At 68.3% G+C, this 8,970-nt stretch carries 9 protein-coding genes; 6 read left to right on the top strand and 3 right to left on the bottom strand.

Annotated elements, in window-relative coordinates; all coding sequences use genetic code 11:
* Nucleotides 1-86: 86 nt before the first annotated feature.
* Nucleotides 87-1,493: an ATP-binding protein gene (locus G1H10_RS24565; protein WP_163742937.1), complete on the top strand. Its 1,407-nt coding sequence runs from the start codon at nucleotides 87-89 to the stop codon at nucleotides 1,491-1,493.
* Nucleotides 1,494-1,602: 109 nt separating this feature from the next.
* Here the strand turns inward: G1H10_RS24565 and G1H10_RS34125 are convergent, their stop codons facing one another.
* Nucleotides 1,603-2,403: a response regulator gene (locus tag G1H10_RS34125; RefSeq protein WP_446686746.1), complete on the bottom strand. Its 801-nt coding sequence runs from the start codon at nucleotides 2,401-2,403 to the stop codon at nucleotides 1,603-1,605.
* Between the two features lie 20 nt (nucleotides 2,404-2,423).
* Entirely contained in the window at nucleotides 2,424-3,908 is a 1,485-nt protein-coding gene (locus tag G1H10_RS34750; protein WP_163742935.1) for an ATP-binding protein, read from the bottom strand.
* Between the two features lie 129 nt (nucleotides 3,909-4,037).
* Here G1H10_RS34750 and G1H10_RS24550 point away from each other — a divergent pair, with 129 nt between their 5' ends.
* A complete protein-coding gene (locus G1H10_RS24550; RefSeq protein ID WP_163742933.1) occupies nucleotides 4,038-5,000 on the top strand; it encodes a GAP family protein in 963 nt (320 codons plus the stop codon).
* A gap of 72 nt (nucleotides 5,001-5,072) precedes the next feature.
* Complete coding sequence (locus tag G1H10_RS24545; protein ID WP_163742931.1) at nucleotides 5,073-5,771, top strand: lysophospholipid acyltransferase family protein; 699 nt, start codon at nucleotides 5,073-5,075, stop codon at nucleotides 5,769-5,771.
* A gap of 33 nt (nucleotides 5,772-5,804) precedes the next feature.
* On the opposite strand, the gene G1H10_RS24540 is transcribed toward G1H10_RS24545, so the two are convergent.
* Nucleotides 5,805-6,218 carry a (deoxy)nucleoside triphosphate pyrophosphohydrolase gene (locus G1H10_RS24540; protein WP_163742929.1) on the bottom strand — a complete coding sequence of 138 codons (414 nt, stop codon included), beginning with the start codon at nucleotides 6,216-6,218 and terminating at the stop codon, nucleotides 5,805-5,807.
* Nucleotides 6,219-6,440: 222 nt separating this feature from the next.
* Between G1H10_RS24540 and G1H10_RS24535 the strand changes: the two genes are divergently transcribed.
* From G1H10_RS24535 to G1H10_RS24525, 3 genes are read left to right on the top strand one after another with little or no spacing between them, the layout of a single operon-like run.
* Nucleotides 6,441-7,244 (top strand): IclR family transcriptional regulator, encoded by an 804-nt coding sequence (locus G1H10_RS24535; RefSeq protein ID WP_163742928.1) that lies wholly within the window; start codon nucleotides 6,441-6,443, stop codon nucleotides 7,242-7,244.
* Complete coding sequence (locus G1H10_RS24530; protein ID WP_163742926.1) at nucleotides 7,241-8,479, top strand: aconitase X; 1,239 nt, start codon at nucleotides 7,241-7,243, stop codon at nucleotides 8,477-8,479. The genes G1H10_RS24535 and G1H10_RS24530 overlap by 4 nt, the downstream gene beginning before the upstream one ends.
* Entirely contained in the window at nucleotides 8,472-8,954 is a 483-nt protein-coding gene (locus tag G1H10_RS24525; RefSeq protein ID WP_163742924.1) for an aconitase X swivel domain-containing protein, read from the top strand. Before G1H10_RS24530 ends, G1H10_RS24525 begins: the two co-directional genes overlap by 8 nt.
* Nucleotides 8,955-8,970 lie beyond the last annotated feature (16 nt).

Raw genomic sequence — 8,970 nt, 5'->3', positions numbered from 1 at the left:
CGGTGGGCGCCCCACCCCCTCACCGTCGTGGTGTTGTTCGCCCCGCCCCCCCCCCCAAAACCCTCGATGGTGGTGTGATGACCATAATGCGAGTCGACGACCTCAGAGCTTTTCTCCGGCAAGCGAACCCGTGGTGGAGCTCACCGGTTGAACGTATCGATCCCACGGCGTGGACTGCCGACGATAGGCTGCTGCAGCGACGGGCGACACACGACCTCGGATACCGCTCTGATGTTCTCGCCGATGTAGCGACCGGCCCGCTCGACGACAGCCTCTATGTGCTCCGTGGACCCCGTCGTGTGGGCAAGTCTGTCGTTCTCAGGGACCTTGCCGCAGCGCCATGTGCGCGGGGCGATATCGACCCACGCCAAATCATCTACATACCAGCCGACACGTTCCGCGTTCGGGACCTTCGCCGCGCCGTCATGCTGGCAATGCAACTCACTCGACCGATCGCAGCGTCGAGGCGAGTCTGGTTATTCGACGAGATCACAGGGATCGAAGGCTGGACGGCCGAGATCAAGAGCCTTCGCGACAACGACCGTTTTGGCGACGACACTGTGGTATTTACCGGCTCTTCTGCCGCCGGTGCCGAGCACGCCGTACGTGACCTGGGAGCGGGACGCGCGGGAGAAAGCAACACCACTCCCTTCCGAACCTTGCTACCTATGACCTTTCGCGACTTCCTCGAAGCGACGGGTACGGGAAGCCATGCAGTCGACGCCACAAGCCCTCAGCATCTGCAATCCAGCGATGCAGCAGAAGTACTGGTCGCCCTGGAGCCAATCCTGGATGACCTCGACATGGCTTGGCAGCGATACCTCGAAGCGGGCGGCTTCCCCAGGGCCGTCGCCGAGCATCACCGCGATGGTGCGGTCTCCCCGGCGTTCTACGGTGACCTCGCCTCGTGGTTGACCGCCGATATCGACCCATCTGCCCAAGCCGATTCCGTAGCACTGTTGATGACGGAGTTACATTCCCGCACTACTACACCTCTGAACGTGCGCGACCTGGCGATGAGCATGGGCTACACCCGGGACCAGGCCATAGCGCGCCTCAACAAGATCGTTCGCTCATACGCAGGACTGTGGTGTCCCCAGCTCAACGATCAGGGACGTAGAGTCACGGGCGCGCAGCCCAAGTTCTACCTCATCGACCCCGTGCTCGCCTGGCTGGGACACGCAACCCGCCCCGGGCTCGCAGCTCCCGACTTCACGCGCCTCACCGAATCGGCGCTTGCGGTCTCACTCGCGCGAGTCATCGAAACAAAGAGCCCAGGGCGCTGGACCGCCGGAGATACTGTCGGGTACTCCCGCACGACGTCTGGCAAAGAGGTCGACTTCGCCCCACTGCCAGTGCCGTCTCCGAGCGGCTCCAATGGACCGTACCGATCGAGTCGAAATGGGTCTCGGATGGGTGGCGCTCCGAAGCTCGAACCATTGAAGGCAGATACGAACGCGGTATCGTCGCGACCAAGAACATCCTGGACATAGATCACCCGTCCTGGGCGGTTCCCGCTCCTGTCGTGGCGCTACTCCTGGAGTAGGAGCCGCATCATGTCCAGGGACCACAGGGCGGCATCCGCGCTGGTGCCGGTGGGCATCAGACGATGCCGGCCTCGCGGGCGAGAATCGCTGCCTGGACCCGGCTGGAGCAGCCCAGCTTGGTGAGGATGCGCGATACGTGTGTCTTGGCGGTGGCTTCGGAGATCACCAGCGTGGCGGCGATGTCCTGGTTGGACAGGCCCGCGGCGATCGCGGCCAGCACGTCACGCTCGCGGGCGGTCAGGTCGGCCAGCCGTGCGGCGACCGACGGCTGCGCAGCAGCCTTCGGCAGAGCGCCACTCGGCACAGCCCCGCTCGCCGCAGCCCGGTTCGGCACACTCCCGTCCGCTATGGCCCCATCCCCTGTGGTCCCGTCCGTCGCGGTCCCGGCCGCCGGCGAGGCGAAGTGCGCGATCACCCGCTGGGTCACCTCCGGCGCGACCACGCCGTCGCCCGAGGCCACCCGGCGGACCGCCGCCAGGATCTCAACCGGTTCCGCGGTTTTGAGCAGGAACCCGGCCGCACCGGCTCGCAGCGCCCCGAAGACGTATTCGTCCAGGTCGAACGTGGTGAGCACAAGCACGTCGGCGAGGCCGTCACGGACGATCTCCCGAGTGGCTTCGATCCCGTCGACGCCGGGCATCCGGACGTCCATCAACACCACGTCCGGCCGGAGTGAACGGGCGTTCGTCACCGCCACGCCACCGTCCGCCGCCTCCCCGACAACCTCGATGTCGTCGGCGGAGTCAAGAACGAAGCGCAACGCGGTTCGGATCGGCTCATGGTCGTCGACCAGCAACACGCGTATCGGCGATCGCGCCGCCTCGCCGGCCGCGTAGCCTGCGCCCTCGCCGGTCACGTCGCCTGCGCCGTCCTCCGTCACGTCGCCCCGTCCGTTCTCTCCCCGCCGCCACACAACGGCAGCACCGCCTCCACCCGCCACATCGCGGGAACCTGTGATGCAGCCCCACCGGGACGGTCCGCTCCTCGTTCAGCAGCGTAGGCGGCATCACCGATACCGCCGCCCCGCCACGGCCCGGCCGAGAATCGCCCACCCAGCGACTCCGCTCGCTCCCGCATCGTCACCAGTCCGACGCCCGCGGAGAGTGCGGGATCGTCGTCGGCGTGCGACGCAGGCGCCTCGGGCAGGGTGTTCTCGACGACGATCAGCAGCTCGTCGTCATCGTTCTGCAGCCGCACCGTCGCCTCGCCGCCCGGGGCATGCTTGGACGCGTTGGCGAGCGCCTCCTGGATGATCCGGTACGCAGCCTGAGCGACCGCCACCGGCGCGGAAACCCTGGTCTCCTCCCAGTCCGGCGGGAGTACGAGACGTGTGCGCAGGCCGATCCATCGGCTCGCTTCGACCAGATCGTTCAGGCGCTCCACACCACCGGGTGCCACGGTCTCCAGGGCGACACCCGACGCGTGGTCTCCCGCTCCGTCCTCCGGGCCCGACCGCAAGACCGTGATCATCGTGCGCATCTCTCGCAATGCTTCCAACGCTTCCGCGCGCACGGTCTGCAGGACCGGCTGTTGGTCCCGGCCCGGCGCCGCCAGCGCCCCGGCCGAGTGGATCGCGACGGTCGACAACCGAGACGCGATCGCGTCGTGCAGGTCACGGGCGATGCGGGCACGCTCCGCCTGCACCGCTTCGCTCCGTCGGAGCTCCGCGATGCGCTCGATATCCGCCGCCCGTTGCGCCTCCAGATCCGCCCGGCGTGCCTCCAGATCGGCACGCTGAGCGGCGAGCTCGGCCAGCTCACTCTTCTGCCGTACGTTCGACGCCCACCACAACGGCATTCCGAACACCGCGCCAAGCTGGAGCCCCACGAGTACCCCGACGCTGATGTCCCCGTCGGCTACCGTGCCGGCCACGGCACCGGCGCCGACCATCACGACGACGACGGTGGTCACGATCCGCCGGCCCTTCACGGAACCGTTCATGCCGTAGCTGTAGAGAATCTCCCACAGCATGATCAGCACGCTCAGACTGCCGCCGATGCCGATGTCGGCCGCCGCCACGACCGACCCCACGACGAGCGCCGCGGCCGGATGCGCACGTTCGATCGCCACCGCCGCGGTCACCCCGGCGAAGGTCAGCGCGTGCCACCACTCCGGTCCGTCCGGTATGCCGAGCGCGTCCGGCACCTGCCACAGGTCGGTGACGCCGAGCAACAGGAGCAGCACGCCGAAGCCGACCAGCGCCGTCATCCCACCGGCGACGCCACGCGGACTCGTCGCACCGGACGGACCGTACGCGATCGCGTCGATGACCCAGCGAACGCCGCGTTTGCGCTCCTGGTCCGACCGGGCCGTCGCCGGGTCACGCGCGGGCGTGGCCGCGTCCGCATCATGGACCTCCACCCTGCCATCTCAGCAGACCGAAGGCCCCGGCACGTCAATCGAAGGATGTATACACACCCGCGTGTCCAGGCGCCTAGATCACTCATCCGGCGGACGCGCGCGCACCGCCCGCGCGTACACACTGACCGCATGAACCCCGGTGACACCCTGCTGTTGGACAGCGCCTTCGACCTGGCCGGCGCGTCCGCGGGGACACTTGCCCTCGCGTTGCTCGCGCTCGCGCTGATCGATTCGACCAGCATAGGAACACTGGTCGTCCCGGTCTGGCTGCTGCTCTCACCGGGGCGGGTCCGGCTCGCGCGGATACTGGTCTATCTCGGAACCATCACCGTCTTCTACTTCGTGGTCGGGACGGCTCTCGCGCTCGGCGCGCACGTCCTGCTGGAGCGTGTTCAGGACACGTTCGACGTCGACGGAGAAACCGTGCTCCGGCTGGTCGTCGGTGTCGCGATGCTGGCCGGCTGTGTGTTCATCGTGGCCCAGAACAGGCGGGGCCGTCGGTCGCGTCCCCACGCCGACGGTGCGGGCGACGCGGAGGCGACCACGCCGGGCCGCCTGGCGCGCTGGCGGTCGCGCGCGATGGGCGTCGCCGACGACCACGAGGACACCGCGCCGGACGACGGGACAGGGGACGGGACAGGCGGCGCGCCAGACGACGGGACGCATGACGCGACGCACGGCGGGACGCACGTGAGCGGGCCGGCATCGCGTCCACGGCCCGGTGCCACCCGGACCCGGAAAGGCCGGCCCCGGAAAGGCTCGTCGATCTGGCCGCTGGTGGCCATGGCGCTGACGGCGGGCGTACTCGAGGTCGCCACCATGCTGCCGTACCTGGGTGCGATCGGCCTGGTCACGGCCGAAGGACCGGGCTGGCCGTTGAACGGCGTGGTGCTGGCCGGCTACTGCGTCGTCATGGTGCTGCCCGCGTTGCTGTTGACCATCGTGCGGGTGCTCGCGCATGTCAAGATCGAAGGGCTGCTACGGCGGATCGAGCGCTGGTTCACGCGGAACACCACCGATATGGCGTGGCTGCTGGGAATTCTCGGAGCGGTACTCTCGGTCGGCGCGCTCCAGGATCTGGGCTGGCTGTAAAGGGCTCACTCGCGTCCGGCCATCCGTCTGGCCAAGTGTCCCGATCAGGGCCACATGGCAAGATAACTAACCGTGGTGGAGCAGAGTTTCTGGCGGGATGTCCCCGGGCCGAGCGCCCGCGGGGCACGCCTGTTCCGGCCGGTGGCATCGGCCGTCGTCCGCACGGCGTGGCGCGTCCGCCTGCACGGATATGAGATGGTTCCCCGCCGCGGGCCGGTCATCCTCGCCGCGAACCACACGAGCATTCTGGACGGACCGCTGCTCTACGGCGCCGTCCGACGTCCGGTGCACGCGCTGACCAAGCGAGAGATGTTCCGGGGCCCGCTCGGGTGGGGACTCCGCGCGATCGGCCAGATCCCGATCGACCGCTCGTGTTACGACCTGCGTGCCGTCAAGGACTGTCTCATGGTGCTCAGCCGCGGTGATGTACTGGCGATCTATCCGGAAGGCACCCGCGGGGTCGGAGACTTCACGGTGGTCCGGCCGGGGGTCGCCTACCTTGCCCTGGTCACCGGTGCTCCCGTCGTCCCGGTGGTGGGGCTGGGCGTGCGCACGTCCGCTGCGTCCACCAGCAGTCTGCCCCGGCTGCGCGGCAACATCGACCTCGTCTTCGGGGAGCCGATCGAGACGATGCCGGTCTCATGGCCGCGCCGTCGACACGTCGTCCGCGAGCACGCGGCGTTCATCGGTGAACAGCTCCGCAAGCACGTCCAGTACGCGCTTGAGCACACCAGACGCGATCTCCCGCCGACGGTCCAGCCCGTCCCCTAGCGCACCGGGGATCGCGGCGCCAAGCGCACGGCGCTAGTCCTGCGGGTGCACGTGCGTCCACACGTGGGCGAGCAACGGCCGGTCGCCGTCGAGCCAGTCGAGCTGAGCGGTATCGTCCACGGTCACCCAGCGGACGGCGTCATGATCCGCACCGGCCTTCGGGTCCGCGGAATCCGGCCGGAGCAGAGCCAGATACGCGCGCAGCACCCGCCACTCCCCGAGGTCCACATCGCCGCCGACGCGCTCCAGCACGTCGATGTCCGCCGCCAGCTCCTCCCGGATCTCCCTGCGTAGCGCATCCCGCTCGGACTCACCGCCCTCCACCTTCCCGCCGGGCAGTTCCCATCGTCCACGCAGCTGGATGGGCAGACGGCGCCGCGCGGCCAGTAGCCGCCCGTCACGGACGATGGCGGCGGCGACCACGATCACCGGTGGACGTTCGGACATACGAGCGAAGTGTGCCATATACATGTTGCCTGGCCGAGTCGGGTGCCACCTCTCTGCCCAGGCCACCTACCTTCCCTTTCACATTTCACACCGTGGCCTGCCAGCGGTATGTCCACGGCGCGCCACAAGACCGGATCGGCCCACCTCTTGACAGGCACCGCCCGCAGCGTCAAGGTGAGAGCACACGTTTATGGGACAGCGTCCTACTGTATGGGACACACGATGAACGAATCAGTCGTCAAAGCCGTAGAGGTACTCCTCGCGCTCGCCGATCACGAACGCGACCTCGGCGCCCGCGACCTCTCCGAACGGACCGGCCTGCCACGGAGCACCGTGCAGCGGCTCCTGCAGACCTTCGAAAGCTGTGCCATGGTCGAGCAGGATCCAGTAACACTCCGCTACCGGCTGGGGACGCAAGTGCTGCACCTCGGCATGGTGGCGCTGTGCCGTGTCGACGTCCGGGCCCGAGCGTTGCCGTACATGAACCGGCTGCGAGACACCAGCGGTGAGACGGTCGGGCTGAGCATCCGGGTGGGCGACGAGCGCATGTACATCGAGCAGCTCGCCAGCCGGCAGGAGCTGCGCTCGATGGCGGAAGTCGGACAGCTCTATCCCCTCTACTCTGGTGCTCCCGGCCGCGTTTTGCTGGCCTTCTTGGACGATGCCGAGATCGACAGAATCCTTCAGGCAGCCGAGCTCGTACCGCTGACCGGCAAGACGCCGCTGACCCGCGAGCGCGTCATGGAGCTAGTGGCACAGACGCGCGAGACGGGCCATGCCGTCGCATTCGAAGAGACCATTCCCGGCATCAGCACGGTGGCGGCACCGATCCGAGATCACCGCGGAACCGTCACGGCAGCGTTGAACGTATCCGGCCCTGCCAGCCGATTCGACCGCGCGGCCATGGACGGAGCGCTGCCCGAGCTGCTCAGCGCGGCGTCCTTCATCTCCAAGGAGCTCGGGTATGTCGCCCCTGGTTCACCCTCGGACGTCTCGCCGCCCGACAGTTCGGAGGCCGGCCGATGAATCTCACCGATGAGGAACGGGGCATGCTCGCCGGAGAGCACGGCGAGGCGCTGAAGTGGGCCATGACATCTCAGGTAGCCGTGGGGACGTTCTTCGGAGCCGATCGGATGGTGCCGATCACGGGCGTCCACATGATGGGCGACATGGAGGTGATGGGAGCGAGCGGTTTCGAGTTCCTCGAACGACTGGTCGGCTCCGGCGCGCGGGCGCGTGTGCCGACGACGACGAACGCCCGTTGCGTGGACTTCGACCATGCCCTGGCGATGCGCCAGGAGAACACGCTGGTCGAGCAGGAATCGGCGCTGCTGGCCCTGCTACGCGACTTCGGCGCCATGCTCACCGACACATGCATCAATTACCAGACCGTCTATCAGCCGTCGCCCGGAGAGCATCTCGCCTGGGGCGACACCGGCACGGTCATCTATGCGAACTCGGTGTGCGGCGCCCACTCCAATTTCGAAAGCGGCCCGGCCGCCGTGGCAGCCGCCCTGACCGGCCGCACACCTGCGTACGGTTTCCATCTTGAGAGCAACCGGCGCGGGCAGGTGCTGGTCGACGTCGACGCACCGATGCCGGACGTGACGGACTGGGGTGTGCTCGGAGCGATCGTCGGCGCCCGCTACGCCGGCTATGCACGAGTGCCGGTCTTCGACTCCCGGATCCAGGCACGCGCGGATGAACTCAAGCACCTCGGCGCGAGCCTCGCAAGCTATGGCTCGATGGGCATGTTCCACCTGGTGTCTGTCACGCCCGAGGCGCCCAGCGTCGACGCCGCGTTCGATGGCACGACGCCGACCGAACGGCTGCGCGTCACCGGAGCCGACATACAGCGGCACCTGGCGAACTACCGCGGTGGTGACCGGGCCGACGTCGTCGTCCTCACCGCGCCACAGCTGTCCCTGTTCGAGCTGCAGCGCGCCGCGGAGTTGCTCGACGGGCGCCGCGTGGCCGAACACACCGACCTGATCATCACCACCAACTTCCAGAACCGCGAGGCCGCCGTCCGCCTTGGGTACGTGGACGCGCTGGAGAGCGCAGGGGCGATCGTCCTGTCCGGAGTCTGCTGGTATCTGATGGGGCTGCACCGGCTGCGGGAGGCGTTCTCCTGGAGCACGCTCGTCACCAACTCCGCCAAGGCGGCCAATATCGTCGGCGGTTACCGGCTCGACCCGCGGCTGCGGCGGACCGAGCAGTGCATCGAGGCGGCCGTGACGGGGGTGGTTCCGGATGCGTGAACGGCTCGCCCGCCGCCCGGCGGCCGTCTTCCGCGGCGCCCCTGGCTTCGGGACGCCGGTCGAAGGCCGGCTCCTGGTCACCAGCGACGGATTCAGCCCACGTTACGACCTCGACCGCGAGCACGGCGTGTTCTCCCGGGAGGGCCACGAGCTGTACGGGCACGAGCTCCGTGATGCGATTCTGGTCTGCTCCCGCACGAAAGGCGGCGTGGCCGCCGGCTGGGCGTTGCACGATCTCAAGGCCCGCGGGCTGGCGCCGAAGGCGATGATCTTCGACGTCGTCAACCCCGTGTTCGTCCAGGGTTGTGTCTTCGCCGACATCCCCATCGTCGCCGGACTGCAGTGGGAGCCGAGTGCACGACCTCGCACCGGCCAGTGGGCGCGGCTTGATCCGGCGGTGAGCGAGCTGATCGTATTCGACGGTGCCACCGCCGGAGCGGACGCATCCACGCCGCACCCACCGGCCGGACGGTGAGGTGCCCGGAAGACAA

This window comes from Phytoactinopolyspora halotolerans (genome assembly GCF_010550675.1).
Classification (GTDB): domain Bacteria; phylum Actinomycetota; class Actinomycetes; order Jiangellales; family Jiangellaceae; genus Phytoactinopolyspora; species Phytoactinopolyspora halotolerans.
Note: the sequence above shows the minus strand (reverse complement) of the source record. Positions and strands in the feature narration are given on the sequence as shown.